We start from the raw sequence: 15,412 nt of genomic DNA on the forward strand, positions 1-15,412 counted from the left end.
ATGAGAACGGCCAGACAAATAATGGAGGGTTTTTTTCTTGCGCTCCAGTTTTTCACAATCATTCCGGTTCAAAAGGAGTTTGCAATAGATGAGAAACGGATCAAATTCGCGGTGTTAAGTTTGCCGATGATCGGGTTTTTCATCGGTTTGACAGGGAGTTTGATCATCTATATGGCAAAATCTTGGACACCGCTGTCCAATTGGGCTTGCGCTCTTTTTCTTTTATTCTATTTTGTGGCGATAACGGGTGGTATTCATCTTGACGGTTTTACAGATACAGCGGATGCCTATTTTTCTTATCGCGACAAGGAAAAAAGGCTGAAGATTATGGAAGATCCCAGAGTGGGAACGTTTGGGGTGTTGGCGCTGCTGTTTTTGTCAGCTTTTCGCTTTTTGTTTATGGCGGAAATCATCGGTGCAATCGACAATTTTTGGTTTGCTGTGTTCATTCCGTTTTTTTCCCGTCTCATCGTTTGCGCTCTAATGATTGATGGTCCGGGAATGGCGAAACGGGAAGGGCTTGGGTACTTGTTTGCTAAAACGCTTGCCAAAAAAGATTTCGCCGTTCTGATCGGTTATTTGTTATGTTTTTTCATCGCCGTCCCCATGATCCCGGGTTTACCAGCCGTTTATCTTTTGATGGCCTTCTCGTCTATTTTCCTTTATTTGTACGCCCGCCGGTTTTTCCTTCAATCGTTCGGCGGCTTAACAGGAGATTCCTTTGGAGCAGTGATTGAAGGGAGTGAGACAGTTTTATGGATGGTAACGTGGTTGTTACTCTTATACGTCATGGGTTGACAGAAGCAAATAGACAAAAACGCTATATCGGCTGGACGGATGAAGCGCTGTGTGAAGAAGGAAAAAAAGCTTTGGAAAAAAGCCATTATCCAAAAGCTCCTGATCTGATAATAGCAAGCGATTTGCAACGCGCCGCAGAAACGGCCGGCATCATTTACCCAAAACAAAAATTCGTTGCCTTAAAAGAACTCAGGGAAATGAATTTCGGCGATTGGGAACAGAAAACCTATTCCGAACTGAAAGGAGATGCCCGCTATCAAAGCTGGCTTCGCGATATGCTGCATCTTGAAGTGCCAAACGGAGAATCGTATCCAACCTTTTCAGAAAGGGTCAAAAGAGGCTGGGAAAAGACGGTCACCTATTTTTTTGATGAAACCATTTCCCACATTGCAATGATCACTCATGGCGGCGTCATTCGCGAGATCCTTTATCGGTATGGACCCGAAGGATCATCATATTGGCAATGGCGCTTGGATCATGGAGCGTATTGTTCATTGACAGGAAAGCGAACAGATGTAAGGAGGGGAAAGCGGTGCATGTTGTTGTCGGCGGAGCGTTCAACGGAAAAAGAAAATGGGTGAAAGAGCATTACCGGCTGCAATCCGGCGCTTGCAAATGGTTTTGCGGCTACGTAAAGAAAACCAAAGTGTCTGAAATTTATGAGACGGAGCATTTTCAAAAAATAACGGTCATTGAAGGAATTGAACAATATATTTTTCATCTGATCGATCAATCGTCGGACTGGCAAAAAAAGTGGGAAAAGATGATTTTCAACTGGCATGAGTGGGAAGTAAAAAAGAGAGGAACAGTCATTATTATTGCCAATGATATTACAAAAGGCGTTGTTCCAATTGACCCATTGGAACGCAAGTGGCGGGATGCATGCGGGAGCTGCCTCCAACAATTGATTGCGAAAGCAGGACGCGTTGATATCATTTGGTATGGAATCAGTGAAAGATTAAAATAAAAGTACGGTTAAACTTCTTTCATTCGTTATATTAATGGGAAGATTGCGCAATTAAAAAGAAAGAGGGAACAGAATGAAACAATATGCGTATTTGATAATGTTTATTGCACTTTCCGTTGTCGGAGCATTTATTAAAATCCCCGCGTATATTTCGAGTGTTGCCCTTGATTCATTTCCAGCCCTTGTGGCCGCTGTCGTATTAGGGCCGGTTGCGGGAGCAGTTGCGGCTTTCTTTGGTCATATCATGTCAAGCTATCTCGCTGGTTCTCCGTTAGGAGCGTTTCATGCAATGATTGCAGTCGAAATGTTTTTGCTCGTTTGGGCATTTGGGGTGATTTACAGAAAAAACAAATACGCAGCAGCCGTTTTCTTTTTTATCGCCAATGGTTTTTTAGCTGCCGTTCCTTTTTCCTTTCTGATCGGGAAAGGCTTTTATTTCGGGTTGCTGCCGGGATTGGTCATCGGTACAGCCATCAATTTAATGATTGGTCATATCGTAACCATAAAACTTGTTCCTATTTTAGAAAAACAAAAAGGGGTTCACCGCCATGAGAGACGTTATCATGATTCCGATATCAAATGATGAAGATCTTGTGATTGCCGCTGACAATTCCGGCGGTGTGGGACAAAAATTGTTCGATTACGTCAAAGTTGATTATGAAACGGTCGCTTATTATGGTTTAAGAGTAGCTTTATCCGAATGTTTAACAGTGGGGGCAAAGCCGCTTGCTATCGTCATGCAAAACCTCATCGGTGAAGAAGAATGGTCTCATTTGCAAAAAGGCTGTCAAACCCTTTTCTCGGAACTTAAGTGCGAACCGATTCCCATAACCGGAAGCACAGAAAGCAATTTCAAGATGGTTCAGTCCGCTTTTGCGATCATGGTCATCGGGAAGGTGAGAAGAGCAGACATCAAGGTTCGGAAAACGCCAAGCCATGCGAAATTTGCCTGCATCGGAAAACCGCTGTGCGGAGGCGAAGTAATCGAAAAAAAACATGAAATCGGGCCTCTGCCAATCATAAAAAAACTATTGGAATTGCCGTATGTATTTGAAATCGTTCCGATCGGCTCAAAAGGAGTTCAATATGAATGGAAAAAGCTTTGTGAAGAAAACAAGTTAGATTATTGCCAAATCACTTCAACAGAAATTGATATAACAAAATCGGCCGGACCTGCCACATGTTTTTTAATCTCGTTTCATCCAGACCGAACCGAAGACATTGCCAAAGCGGCAGGCGGGCATTTTTTCCAACTTAATACAAAATGAGGGTTCGAAAATCATGAGCCCAAACTATTAACTTGTTTCCTGTATTTTGCCAAAAGGAGAAAGTGACTTTCATTTTGCTAACCAATTTTTTTACAAAATGAAATTTATTTTTGAAACAGTTCCTAAATAGGCCTTGAACTAAAAATCAAACTGTGAAAGTAAGTTAGACATAAATGAAAAGTTTTTTGCTTGTTTTCCAAAACTAAAACGTTGACTGTACGGTTAATTTTTTGTAAATTAAAAATAATTCTATAAGCAGGGGTGAATGTATTGGGAAGTATTATAGAATTGGAGAGTTAGCCGAGAGAACGAACGTATCAAAGCGAACGATCGATTATTATACGAAGATCGGCTTATTGCACCCAAGGCGCTCTGATTCCAATTATCGCCTGTATGATGAAGAAGCGGTTGAAGCGATTGAATTGGTGAAGCGGTATAAAAAAATGAACTGTCCGCTTTATGAAATTAAAGATATCATTGATATGTTGCAATCAAAAACACTATCAAATCAAAGCTTGGAAATGCATGTCGACCATATTGCCCAACTTATGCAAAATCTTGAAAAAGAAATAAAAGACATGCAGCAATTGATGGATCATATGAACAGGGAACAGCGCACCATCATAATGGAAAAATTGTCTAAGCAAAGTGCCAATTTGGTGAAGGCGTTGCTGGCAACTTATTATTAATCATATTCCCTTTTAAGAAAATACTAAATAAAAGTAAGATTACAGGAGGTGTATTCCTTACTGTTTAGAAGCGGTAAGGGAGATATTTGGAAATTTTCAATTTGCTTATAGTGGCTTTTTTAATCGCCCTCTCAGGTTTTTTTGTGGCATCGGAATTCGCTATTGTCAAAGTCCGAACTTCAAGAATCGATCAGCTTATTTCGGAAGGAAATAAACAAGCGATTGCAGCCAAGAAGGTTATATCCAATTTAGATGAATATTTGTCAGCTTGTCAGCTTGGAATTACCATCACCTCTTTAGGATTGGGCTGGATTGGTGAATCTACGATTGAGCATTTATTGCACCCTGTGTTTGTTTATTTTCAGCTTCCAGCCTCGGTTACAACCATTTTATCTTTTGTAATCGCCTTTTCCGTTGTGACGTTTTTGCATGTTGTTGTCGGCGAATTGGCGCCGAAAACATTCGCCATACAAAAAGCGGAACATATCACGCTACTTTTTGCCCGTCCGCTCATTTTGTTCGACAAAGTCATGAAACCGTTTATTAAGATTTTAAACGGCGCTGCGAGGCTTTTGACGGGTTTGTTTGGCCTCAAGCCGGCACAAGAGCATGAAATTGCCCATTCGGAAGAAGAATTGCGCATTATTTTGTCTGAAAGCTATAAAAGCGGGGAAATCAACCAGTCGGAATATAAATATGTCAACAACATTTTTGAGTTTGACAACCGTATTGCAAAAGAAATCATGGTTCCAAGAACAGAAATTGTTGCTTTTGATAAAGACATGAAATTAAAAGACTGCATTGAGATTGTCATGGAGGAGCATTATACGCGCTATCCCGTATTTAACGGCGATAAAGATAATATGATCGGAATCGTAAACATGAAGGAGGTGCTCACCGACTATGTCAAAGGAATCCAAGGAGAAAAAACGGTGGGCGAATATGTGCGGCCAGTCATTCATGTCATTGAAACGATTCCGATCCATGACCTGTTGGTTAAGATGCAAATGGAACGCATTCATATGGCCATTTTAATTGACGAATACGGCGGGACGGCAGGTCTAGTGACAGTCGAAGATATTTTGGAAGAAATTGTCGGGGAAATTCGCGATGAATTCGATGCGGATGAAACTCCGCAAATTAAGAAAATTACTGATTCGAAAACGGTTGTCGATGGAAAAGTTTTGATAGAAGAAGTCAATGATATTTTTGGCCTCCAGATTAAAGAGTCCGATGTTGATACTATCGGCGGATGGATTTTAACCCAAAAGATGGATGCGAAAGTCGGAGATGAAATTGATTTTGACCAATATTCGTTTAAAATTTTAGACATGGACGGGTTTCATGTCAAAACGGTTGAAATTGCTGAAAGAGAATCATGAAATTAACGAAGATGTTACTAAAGATTTTCTTTTTTGAAGGACAATAAAAAAACAATAAGATCAATTTAAGATCCACCGCTATCATTGCGGCAGAGATTCTTTACTTTTCTTTTATATATAAAAGAAAATCTTGTTTTTGCAGAAGAGATTTTCAGAAACAAGCTCTTCCATACAAGCCATTTGTTCTTTATTCGTCATTAACATGGTTATCAACTTCAACTTAAGCGATGAATAAATAAAGATTCTAACTAACGGTAAAGGCTGTCGGGAAACACTCCGACAGCCTGATTTTCACTTCACCAACTTTTTGAAAACGTCATGTTTTGCTTTGACATTTACAAAAAAGAATGGAGAGTAGACGGCTTTCTCTTACATAGTGATTACGGGTTCATCAAGTCAATATAACTGCAAAATGAACCCAAGATATTTTAGAAAAATATGGAAAACTCCTCCGGAGAATTTAAGGAAAAGTGTTTCAATCTGTACTTTTTTCGATCAGGGTTCCTGTACGACAAATATGTCAACTTGACAACCATCAACGGTTTAATACCGCTTCAATCGCTTTTTAGTCTTGCTACTTCACAAGGGTCACTTCAAATTGGCTCGGTATAAAACTCGCCATGAATCCTATCAAACCTCCATTTCAGCCAAGCCCCTGTTTCAGGTTCAATGGAAGAAAGACGGAGCCATCCGTTTTTCACTTTTTGACGGAAAAAGGGATTGTCCCGGAGCAGCCGCTCGATATAAAAACTCGGTGCTTCAATGATCAAGAGTAAACGAAGGGGGGAATGGAACAGCTCCCCGTCGGAAGAAGCAACCGACTGCCACGGAAGACCGGAAAGCAAGTCGCTCCCATTCCCTTGCATCACCCCGAATCCACCTGTAACCGTCTGCGTCGTTTTGCTGCCGCTTCCGTAATAATGCGGTGCAACGGTTGATGCGTAATATTGCAAATTGATCCATTGCCCGACCGTAGCAGGACCGGAGATGATATTTTCAAGTGCTTCGCCGGATTGGTCTTTTCGCCAGTCATAGCTGTGTAAAAACACTTTCCCGTCTAAATGGCAATGTTTTGTAAGCGTCCTGCGGCCGATAATAAAGGCTGCGTTTCCAGCCAATCCCCATTCAGGACGGATTTCGCTCCAATCGACGGAACGGCGGCTCGCCTCAGTCACCGGATTTTTCGACTTGCCGGTGCAAGGGAGATTCGCCAGCCGTTCGGCGTTTGCTTTCCGTTTCACTTCTTCTAGCTTTCCTTTTAGTAAACGGAGTGACTGCTCTGCCTTTTTCGATAAGGTTGGCAAATCGAGTAAGTAGAGTTCGTCGACCGTTGTGATATGTTCCGCTGCCACAAATACGGTTTCATCTGGAATGAAGATCCCTTCCTTCACCAGTCCTTCTCTTACTTCCTGCAAGTTACATAGGCTTGCAAACACGCGGGCATTAAAAGCTCCGGCTGTTCCGCCGCACGCCCCGCAATCAAGGGAGGAGGCATACGGGTTATTCGTTGTCATACTTTCGTGACCGCAGACAACGACAAGGGGGGCAAAAGACGATGTTAACCCGATATTTGTTAACAATTGTTTTACGTACTGAACTTGTTCTTCTGTTGTAAACCCGATGGGCAAACCGGATGATGAACAAGACACTTCATGATGCAATGACAAGTTTGTCGGCGGCTTCCGTTCAGCTGTTTTTTCAGCTTGCTGGAGAAAATGGCCCGCCCATCTAGGGGCAATGCTTCTGGCGATTGTATGCAAACCAAGCCATGGGCCGCTCATTTCTGGAAGCAATAAACTCGCTAATGCATCTTTTTTCATTTTTTTAAAGGTGCCCCCGATGAACTGAAATACATTGAGCCGGCGACGGTATTTTGCAGCATCATCTTGTGCAGATTCGTAAATTTCATGCTTCGGCTCAATGATCGCAGGACAAGAAGGATGGGTATGGTCGCTGTCAAGTTCACGCGTTCGGATCGGCAAACCGAAAAATCCTGCGCAACCGTACGTTTCAAATGGACCGGATTCCTCTAAATGACGGCGAAAAGGCTCGGAACGGACATCAATGCAGAAAAGAAACTGGACGGCGGCCTGCTCTTTTTGTCCAATGTATGGACGGGATGCAATTTTTTCTTGCAGCCGGGATTCGTACGTCTCTTCCCACGCCTCGAGCCAAAGGTGATAACGATTGATCCGCCAAAACCGGTCGGCAAACAATAAACAGGATGTCATTTCATCCTTCGACAATTGCCTCCACTCATCCACAGATATTCCTCCCCAATGGATCCATGCGGCCAAAAGGGGAAGTAAACTTGAAACGTCAGCCTTTTTCTCCTGTTCCAGCGGCAAGTAAGGGGAGACAAATGCCCATTCTAACGAAAGACGAATGGCCAAATAATCAACTAACAGTTGGAGGCCTTCTCCACTTTGCTGAGAACGCCACTTTAACATGCCGGCCCATCCCGGCAATGCAAGAAGATGCGATTCTAAATAGTCTTTCGCCTTTTCATCGTCTATATCAAGCAGCGACAGCGAAAACAACAGTGCTGTTTCCGCATCTTCCGGCCAGTCAGCTAGGCGTTTTCTCTCATTTTTTGAAAGAGCCGGATCGTTTTGGATAAGTTTTTGCCAAGCAGGATAAAATCCCTGTTCCCGGAAGGGCATTGCCCATGCAGCTTGATTATCATCCAAATATAGTTTGCACCATTTGATCATTTGTTGATCAAGCCGTTCGTCTAGCTTGTAAATGCGGGTACAAATCGGCTTCACCACCGCTGCGTTTGTGGAACCGATCCACTCGGCTATTTCCTCCGCCAGCTCGTTCAGTTCTGATGAATCTAACCATTCATGTGGTACGGTTTCGTTCCACAAAAGTGCATGGCACAACTGTTCCGCTTTGTGGCGATGAAAGGGTAGAGACTGCTCGGAAAGCCAGTTCTCCAGCTGTTTTTCAACGAAGGAGGGATTGATCTCGCCTCTAGCGAGAGCTTTGCGTACAACCGCCATTGTCGGATACAGGTGAACATGCTGGGTTTGTTGCAAATGCTCAGCTACTTCGGTAAACGGCATATGTTCAAGTTCCATCCACGGATACCGTGCAATGAACGTTGAAATCGGCCAAAGGGGAGCAATTGCATCGCATGCCTGTTCCACGAGCTGAAGAATAGAGCGGGACACATCTTTCTTATTTCGTTTACTTTGCTCTTCAGGACGTTCAAGTGAAATCACTGTTTTACTCATGGGTCATCTCCTCCTTCATATATGCATGCAAATAAAGGGGATGCCGTTCAACCGCAGACAGACTGGGCTCGCCAAAATGAACAAGCCGCATATAAAATCGGGCAGCAATACCGGAAGAACGTTGTTTAAAGAGCTGTGCCAACGCCAATGCGGAAACAATAAACAAAATGAAAGTAAGCCATTCAAGGACAAGCGGAGGTGCAAAGTGAGAAGCCTCTGCTTTATGCAGCATGGCCATTAGTCCGCTGCGCACTTCTTCTGAAATAAATGCCAGTATCGCTGCTAGTGCCAACCCAAGCCATCGACCTTCTCGGAAAAGCGCAAATCTGCTCCATGCAATCGTCATGGACGAACCAAGGAGCAAAGCGCTCAATAGGCGCGCCGGCTCTTCCGGCGAAACGGCCCAGAAGCCGAATCCAAGTGCCAAGCCAAGCATCGTGCCGACAAACCTATGTCCTTTTTTGTGCACCAATGTTCGTGCCGAATGTCCCGGACGGGGAACAGCCGATCCGGACTGTAAAAATAAAGTCGCTTTAAATAAGCCGTGCAAAATAAGATGAATGACTGCCGCCTCGTAAGCGCCTAATGCACATTGAATAAGCATCATACCCATTTGTGCCATCGTTGAGGCGACTAGTTGCCGTTTATAATCTACTTGAACGAAACTGACGCCGGTACCGATCATGACGGAAATAAACGCGATTAGAAGAAGGAGAGCGTGTGTGACTGTGTCCGTAAACAACGGTGAGAAATGCCAAAGCAAAAGTCCTCCGGCATTGACAAGACCGGCGTGCATCACAGCCGAAACCGGCGTCGGCGTTACCGCAGATTCAAGCAGCCAACGGTGGAAAGGCCATTGCCCGGCAGGAATGATGGCCGCCAAAATAAGCAGCAAGCTTATTCCGGCTGTCTCCCACCATTTAAGATGAGACAACTTATCCGTTGATAAAGCGCCCGATAACTTCCACTCCCCAGTCGCATGAAACAGCCAGACAGACACTGCACATACCGCAAGGGAAGAAACAAAAAACATTGTTCCCATTTGCACCGCTTCAGCTTTTGCCGGCCGCCATTCTTTTTTTAAAGCCGTCAAAAAGACAAGACCGAAAAGAGGCATCGCCCAGCAAATGCTAAACAGGCGTAGATCATCAGTCATCCAAGTGCTGGCGGAAGAGCCGGTTGTCCATGTCAAGAATAGAAAATATAGCCGGTAGACTCGATCCCCATGCAAATATCGAATGGAAAACCGCTGGATGATAAAGCCGAGTGTTGAAATATAGACCGCCATCATCCAGCTAATCGTGTCGAGCCGCCATGGTCCGGCTTTTATTTCCGCGCCAGAATAAATCCACCCGAAGAATGCCGAAGCAATCGGCAAAAGAAGCAGGCCGACGTGAACATGTACATACCAGTCGGGCACACGAGGATGCAGATAAATCAATGCGCTTATGAGCACAATCATCAATGCTGCCAGCCATCCGAAAACCAACATTTCTTGCAAATTTCGTTCCTCCTCTGGTGTGACCTTTTTGAAAGAAAAAAACCGGCTATGTCATTCTAAGCAAAACAGCCTTTTTTAAGAAAATGACTGTCTTTTGCCTAAAAATGACGATAGCCGGTTTACCTTAAACCAATTTCGATTGGCTTAGATCTCCCGTTTCAGTTTTCCCATTGTCGGTTTACCTTCAACGAACCTACTAATAGATTCCGTAGGTTTTTTGAAGGTCTGCCGACTTTGGCAATTCTCTCGTATTTTTTCAAAAAAAGTTGTTTTCATTATACATCATCGTTTTCAAGATTGCACGTATTTTTTTAGAGATTTATAGAAAAAGCGTTTACGTTTATTTAAGGAGTTTCTTTTCCAAATTTTGAAACAATTTAAACACCATAATTCGCTCCCCGGTTTGAGTACTAAGGTCCGTATGGAAACTTTTTACTTGCTCTTCTGTAATTTGAAAAATCATCTCTTTCAGCTCATCAACCCCGGATTCGACTAAACTGGAGCGGATTTGTTTCACAGACAACATCCCTTCTTTAGACTCACAGAGGGCATATTCCGCTGGGGTTAGAATACCTTGCAGCGATACAATAATCATATCCCGCAAAATATCCGTTTTGACGGACACAGATCCGCGTCCAAGAAAATCTTTTTCCCATTTTGTTAATGCTTTGCTGATTTCAGCCTCGATACTGCCTTTCGATTGATTCATGATGTTTCACCTCTCTAACAGGTACATGACAAGGAATTAAAGTTCGAAAATGATAAAACGACTGATACATTCGTATTCCCTTTTTTGATCAATAATCATTATTATAATCATTATCGGCTTTGGCTGCTAGAAAAAAATCATTCTTTGTTTGAATCAATCATTTTGAAATGGCAATTCCATCATCAATTTAGGAATCCAAAAGAGATTGTAAAGCATGGATAAGAACACCGTTTACCCGAGGCCCAGTCGTCACTCATCTTTTAAGGTTTCTAGAGCGTAAAAGGGAGCGCGTCCCCAGTTGTCGAAAAAAGCAGTAGCCATTAACCATCGAACGATAACAATTTTCAACATCCGAGATGTAACCTGTTCAGCGTTTTATCATTGACAAAGATACAGGTTTTCGCTGCAAAAAATATCGGAAAATGTTCCAACCAAACAAAGCTGTACGGCGAGATGTATTCTTTGAGCGCTAAAACAGCGTATTTCAACCATAAAGGATCTGGTGAAACGATTGAAACATGATCTAATTTTTCTTCTTGGGTGATATACTAGAAGATATGAAAGACTTGATTCTTCTTCAAGTCATAGAAGAAGGTTGTTGATGAGGAAAACGCACCGTGAACGCAACTAATTAAAAACCGAGAGTTTAGCTGTAATGATCATTTAGGCACTGAAAAAACTATTGCAACAATCAGCATGAAAAGAGATAATAAGATTTATATGGAATTTTATAAAATATTGCTAAAATTATTGGTAGGGGATGTAGTAAATATGAAAGTTGTAAAGTTTGGTGGAACGTCCGTTGCATCTGGGCAACAAATTCAAAAAGTGTTCGATATCGTCACATCTGATCCGAAAAGAAAAATTGTCGTTGTTTCGGCTCCTGGCAAAAGATTTAAAGAAGATGTGAAAGTGACCGACTTATTAATAAAGTGCGGGGAAGAATATTTGAACAATGGCAGCGTAAAGGAAACATATGAAGCTGTTGTGAACAGATATGTTGAAATTGCTAAAGAATTAGGATTATCTAATGATATTATTGATCGAATTTCTGCTGATTTGCAAGAAATTTTACATGGGGACAAATCAAATCCTGCCCGTTTTATTGATGCGGTGAAGGCCAGCGGTGAAGATAATAATGCAAAACTGATCACTGCGTATTTTCAATCGCGCGGAGTTGAAGCCCATTATGTGAATCCTAAAGAAGCAGGGCTTATTGTGAGCGATGAACCAGGCAATGCACAAGTGCTGCCGGAAGCCTATGAAAATTTAAAAAAGCTTCGTGATCGCTCAGGAATTCTGATTTTTCCTGGATTTTTCGGCTATTCAAAAGACGGAAAGCTCGTCACCTTTTCACGTGGCGGTTCCGATATAACCGGTTCTATTTTGGCCAACGGGGTCGGAGCGGAAATATATGAAAACTTTACGGACGTAGATGCGGTCTATTCCGTAAATCCAAATTTTGTTGAAAATCCAAAAGAAATTCGGGAGCTTACATATAAAGAAATGCGTGAGTTATCTTACGCTGGCTTTGCAGTATTTCATGACGAAGCACTTATTCCGGCATTCCGTGCAGGAATCCCGGTAAATATTAAAAACACCAATAATCCATCGGCTCCTGGTACAAAAATTGTACATGAACGAACAGATTCTAACGGCCCTGTCGTGGGCATCGCCAGTGATACCGGTTTTTGCAGCATTTATGTCAATAAATATTTAATGAACAGAGAAATCGGTTTTGGCCGAAGATTGTTGCAAATTTTAGAAGATTTTGGGCTGTCATATGAACATACACCTTCTGGAATTGATGACATTTCTGTCATTTTGCGCCAGGACCAGTTTGATTCGGAAACAGAACGGAAAGTTGTAGAGCGGATCAAAAAGGAACTGGAAGTCGATAATATAGAAGTTGCTTATGATTTAGCGGTAATCATGATTGTTGGCGAAGGAATGCGGAAAAATGTCGGAACGATGGCCAGAGCTGCAACAGCGCTTGCAAACAGCGGTGTGAACCTTGAAATGATCAATCAAGGGTCATCAGAAGTGAGCATGATGTTTGGCGTAAAAGGAACGGATGAAAAGAAAGCCGTAAAAGCGTTATATGAAGAGTTTTTTGGGACTAAATAACTTAATCAAAATTGTCCACGCCTGCAGACAAAATGTATTTTCTGTCTGCAGGCTGTTTTTTTGTTGGAACAGATAAGATATTTATGGAGATCCGGGACTTTTTTTCTGATGAATGAGTGGCTTTTTCTTTGAAAATAGCAAGTTCATTCTCCATTTCAAAAACGAGCGATTTTACTTTTTGCTTTCTAAAAGGGCAGTCTATTTATTGAAAAACATATGGCGACTTTACATATGCGATTTCAAGCGGATTAAAAAAGATTTTGCAGAAAAAGTTATGGTAAACGGTCGTATGCCTCTTAAAAAGCTAGTCGTCTGAAGCATTGATGATGAAACTGGGTCGATTTTACTATTCTTTAAAAATGATGAATTTTGCACCGATATAAATAAAAAAGGGGTTTGGGAAGGGGATCGTAGATCATATGAAAAAGAATAAAACAGTGACAAGGATCACTACTTCCAAAAAGCAAGGCGGATTGAGAAGAAGGCTGCTCAGAAGCTTTGGAATATTAATGCTGCTAACATGTTTAATGGCCGTTATTAATTTTGGGGTAATAAAAAATTTAACAAATCATACGGAAAGCATCATGAAGGAAGTTGTAGAAGGACTGATCCAAAACGAGAAAATGCGATACAATATTGCAGAACGCATTTCATTAATAAACCAGTTTCTTCTATATGGGGACCGAGACATTCGTCAAAAATACGAAGAATTGGCAAAACAGAGCAGCGAGATTCAAAAGCAGTTATTGAAATTGAATTCTTCACAGCAAATGAAGGATTTAGTTGCGAAATGCCACCAATGGGAATTGCTTGTCCGACACGAGGTTTTATTTGACTATGATATGGGGAAAAAGAATGATGCTTTAAAGCAAATGAAAGAAAGTGTACAACCGCTTGGGGAAACGATTATTCAAGAATTTGAAAAAGTGACGTCGGATCGACAAAACGATGTAATCAAAAGCGGAAATAATATGATTCAACTTAGCAATCTATCTATCATCATCATATTAGCTGTTTTGGCCTCCATACTTTTAATCGGTTTCATCATGTCCTTTAAAATGGCTCGTTCCATTACGAATCCTTTGATCAAAATCGCCGGCCAAATGGAGCAAATATCTAAGGGAAATCTAATGTTGGAACCGTTATCAATAAAGTCGAAGGATGAAATCGGCGAATTGATGGAAGCTGTCAACGAAATGGGGAATCAGCTTCGAAAGATCGTGCAAGACATTCATCATGCTTCAGATACTATGTCAAAACAAAGCAGCGATTTGCTTTCTTCCTCTAAAGAGCTAAAAGAAGGAAGCAACCAAATCGCTGCGACAATGCAAGAGCTGTCGGCTGGAGCAGAATCGCAAGCTAATTCTGCCTCAGAGCTTTCTGAAGCAATGGGTATGTACATGGATAAGATTTATCAAATACATAGGAATGGAAAAGAAATGTTTGATAAATCGAGAGAAGTGCTGGAGTTGACGGACAATGGCAGCAAGCTGATGAATCAATCGAAAAAACTTTTTGATTATATGTTTACAGGCATGCAAAGCAATATGAAAAAAATTAAAAAACTTGATGAACGCTCAAAACAAATTTCCAAACTCGTTGAAGTTATTCAATCTATAGCTGATCAAACAAATTTGCTCGCGCTAAATGCAGCGATTGAAGCGGCTCGAGCGGGGGAACATGGAAAAGGATTTGCAGTAGTTGCAGACGAGGTCAGAAAATTGGCTGAACAAGTTTCCAGTTCCGTTGTGGATATTCAAAAAATCGTGGAAGAAGTCCATAGCGAGACGAATAAAGTGACGAAAAGCTTTGAATTAGGATTTCAACAAGTAGAATCGGAAATGGATTCAATGAACGAAACGAGTGCCGCATTTCAACAAATTAAAGAAACGATTAAAGAAATTTCCGAAAGAATCAACAATGCTCAAAATGATTTAACTGACATGTTATCAACGAGCGAATCGATTAATGATTCGATTTCCAACATCGCATCGATTTCGGAAGAGGCGGCTGCAGGTATTGAACAAACATCAGCTTCAGCAGCAACGGCAAATGAGTCAGCGGCAACTATTGCTTCACATGCCGAATCCATGTCAAATCTGGCTGGAGATTTGCAATCTTTAGTGAAAAGGTTTCAAGTTCAATAATCAATTTTTACGAACCGTATGACAAAATAAAAGGATGAATGGACTGTAAAGCGTGCAAGCATCTTGCTGCACGCTTTTATTTGTGCGCCCGGCATGTATATGAACTATAGGGTGTAAGTCCCGAACCCCGAAGACAGAAGTAGAGGTTAGCCAAGAGCAAGGGTGTCCGTGGTGACGCGGAATCTGAAGGAAGCTGGAGGCAAAACACCGGTCCGAGGAACACGAACCTCATATAAGGCTAGGTATGATTGAGTGAGTTTGCAAAACAAAACAAAGCTCTTTCTGTCGAAGGTCATATCGAGTAAATGAGGCGGATAGATGGTGTGAAAGTGCATGTACTTACCCGGGGAGGTCTGGTGGATATGTGAAGTACGCTTCATAACCTACTTAGTGATAAGTAGCTGAACCGTCAGAAGTCAGCAGAGGTCATAGTATTAGTTGGTCTAGAACAACTAAGAAGGACCGAACAATTAAGAGAGAATAGCCCTTGGCATTCAGTGAGTCATGATGAACACAGAAAACGTAGTACCTCACTTGAGGGAGGAAGCGGTGAATCCCGTGGGAGACCTCTTGGAGGGTGGAGTG

General features: G+C 42.0%; 12 protein-coding genes. 9 read left to right on the forward strand and 3 right to left on the reverse strand.

The genetic code is table 11. The features are described from left to right. The 7 genes from cobS to NSQ71_RS06825 all read left to right on the forward strand — a co-directional run bounded on the left by cobS (position 1) and on the right by NSQ71_RS06825 (position 5,104). A complete protein-coding gene (gene cobS, locus NSQ71_RS06795; RefSeq protein WP_339199533.1) occupies positions 1 to 798 on the forward strand; it encodes an adenosylcobinamide-GDP ribazoletransferase in 798 nt (265 codons plus the stop codon). Next, positions 756 to 1,379, forward strand: coding sequence for a histidine phosphatase family protein (locus tag NSQ71_RS06800; RefSeq protein ID WP_339199535.1), 624 nt, complete (start codon positions 756 to 758; stop codon positions 1,377 to 1,379). Before cobS ends, NSQ71_RS06800 begins: the two co-directional genes overlap by 43 nt. Continuing rightward, positions 1,331 to 1,765 (forward strand): bifunctional adenosylcobinamide kinase/adenosylcobinamide-phosphate guanylyltransferase, encoded by a 435-nt coding sequence (locus tag NSQ71_RS06805; RefSeq protein WP_311067123.1) that lies wholly within the window; start codon positions 1,331 to 1,333, stop codon positions 1,763 to 1,765. Before NSQ71_RS06800 ends, NSQ71_RS06805 begins: the two co-directional genes overlap by 49 nt. Before the next feature lie 73 nt (positions 1,766 to 1,838). Continuing rightward, entirely contained in the window at positions 1,839 to 2,348 is a 510-nt protein-coding gene (locus NSQ71_RS06810; RefSeq protein WP_311067124.1) for an ECF transporter S component, read from the forward strand. Beyond that, on the forward strand, positions 2,314 to 3,033 hold the full coding sequence (locus tag NSQ71_RS06815; protein ID WP_063389397.1) for an AIR synthase related protein: 720 nt from the start codon (positions 2,314 to 2,316) through the stop codon (positions 3,031 to 3,033). Before NSQ71_RS06810 ends, NSQ71_RS06815 begins: the two co-directional genes overlap by 35 nt. Positions 3,034 to 3,320: 287 nt before the next feature. Then, entirely contained in the window at positions 3,321 to 3,722 is a 402-nt protein-coding gene (locus NSQ71_RS06820; RefSeq protein WP_340734413.1) for a MerR family transcriptional regulator, read from the forward strand. Between the two features lie 86 nt (positions 3,723 to 3,808). Beyond that, the gene (locus NSQ71_RS06825) at positions 3,809 to 5,104 is read left to right on the forward strand and encodes a hemolysin family protein (RefSeq protein ID WP_311067126.1); all 1,296 of its coding nucleotides are present in this window, start codon (positions 3,809 to 3,811) and stop codon (positions 5,102 to 5,104) included. A 593-nt stretch (positions 5,105 to 5,697) separates the two neighbouring features. Here the strand turns inward: NSQ71_RS06825 and NSQ71_RS06830 are convergent. From NSQ71_RS06830 to NSQ71_RS06840, 3 genes are all read right to left on the reverse strand, one after another. Further along, the gene (locus tag NSQ71_RS06830; protein WP_340733471.1) at positions 5,698 to 8,343 is read right to left on the reverse strand and encodes a DUF2309 domain-containing protein; all 2,646 of its coding nucleotides are present in this window, start codon (positions 8,341 to 8,343) and stop codon (positions 5,698 to 5,700) included. Then, positions 8,336 to 9,835, reverse strand: coding sequence for an NADH dehydrogenase subunit 5 (locus tag NSQ71_RS06835; RefSeq protein WP_339199980.1), 1,500 nt, complete (start codon positions 9,833 to 9,835; stop codon positions 8,336 to 8,338). The genes NSQ71_RS06830 and NSQ71_RS06835 overlap by 8 nt, the downstream gene beginning before the upstream one ends. Before the next feature lie 349 nt (positions 9,836 to 10,184). Continuing rightward, complete coding sequence (locus NSQ71_RS06840; RefSeq protein WP_311067132.1) at positions 10,185 to 10,553, reverse strand: DUF2294 domain-containing protein; 369 nt, start codon at positions 10,551 to 10,553, stop codon at positions 10,185 to 10,187. Positions 10,554 to 11,324: 771 nt separating this feature from the next. On the opposite strand from NSQ71_RS06840, the gene NSQ71_RS06845 reads away from it, so the two are divergent. Beyond that, positions 11,325 to 12,680: an aspartate kinase gene (locus NSQ71_RS06845; protein ID WP_340733473.1), complete on the forward strand. Its 1,356-nt coding sequence runs from the start codon at positions 11,325 to 11,327 to the stop codon at positions 12,678 to 12,680. A 419-nt stretch (positions 12,681 to 13,099) separates the two neighbouring features. Next, positions 13,100 to 14,827, forward strand: a complete 1,728-nt coding sequence (locus tag NSQ71_RS06850; RefSeq protein ID WP_340733474.1) for a methyl-accepting chemotaxis protein — start codon at positions 13,100 to 13,102, stop codon at positions 14,825 to 14,827. Positions 14,828 to 15,412 lie beyond the last annotated feature (585 nt).

This window comes from Aeribacillus sp. FSL M8-0235 (genome assembly GCF_038000355.1).
Classification (GTDB): Bacteria; Bacillota; Bacilli; order Bacillales; family Aeribacillaceae; genus Aeribacillus; species Aeribacillus composti.